Annotated in this window: 1 protein-coding gene; it reads right to left on the reverse strand. The window is 66.1% G+C overall.

All coding sequences use genetic code 11. The features are described 5' to 3' along the window. The coding region (locus NKJ58_RS31455) for a cadherin-like domain-containing protein (protein ID WP_352854715.1) at positions 1-771 on the reverse strand (771 nt) is incomplete at both ends.

The following is a 771-nucleotide window of genomic DNA, read 5'->3' on the forward strand; positions in this document are numbered from 1 at the left end:
GTCAGGTTGATGATGTTCTGCCCGCTTGCGTCGGGATGGGGGAAGTTGTCGAGCAGCGTCACATTGACGGTCGCGGATCCGTCCGTGCCCGCCACAATCGGCAGCGACGGTGCGACCAGGTCGATATGGATGGCGTCGATGCCGCCGATCGAACCTGTGATCTGCGTCGGGCCGGCCAGCGTCCAGACGATGTCGGCGCCGGCAACCCCGTTGACGTCCGCCGTGATCCCGGCAACCGATGTGAACGCCACCCCGGTGATGTTGTCCGAACCGGCATGGAACGACACCGTCCCGCTGCCGTTCTCGACATTGGTCGCGGCGGCGCTGCCGGTCGCATTGGCGGTGCCGAGCCCTTCCTCGTCCACCGCGATGATCGCGTTCGTCACCACTGACGGGTTGGCCCCGTCATTGATGGTGATCGTCAGCGTCGTCTGCGAGGTATCGCCGTCGCCGTCCTTGAGCGTGTAGGTGAAGGTGTCCGTCACCGCCGAAGCGTTGCTGATGTTGGAATTGGCAACGTAGCTGTAGGTCCCGTCCGGGCTCAGCGTCAGCGTGCCGTACTGGCCAACGACATGGAAGTCGCTGCCCGCAGGCGTCGTTGCCCCAAAACCCGTCACGCCTGTTACCGAAGCGCCGTCGGCGCCCTTGGTGTCGGCGCCCGTGTCGGTATCTCCGGCATCGCCCGGCGCGGCATCCGTGATCACGTTGCCGCTCGCCGTGCCGCCTTCCGTGACGCTGTCCGTGTCGGCAACCGCCGTCGGCACGTCGTCG

It is taken from the genome of Mesorhizobium sp. M0139 (assembly GCF_040322455.1).
Classification (GTDB): Bacteria; Pseudomonadota; Alphaproteobacteria; order Rhizobiales; family Rhizobiaceae; genus Mesorhizobium.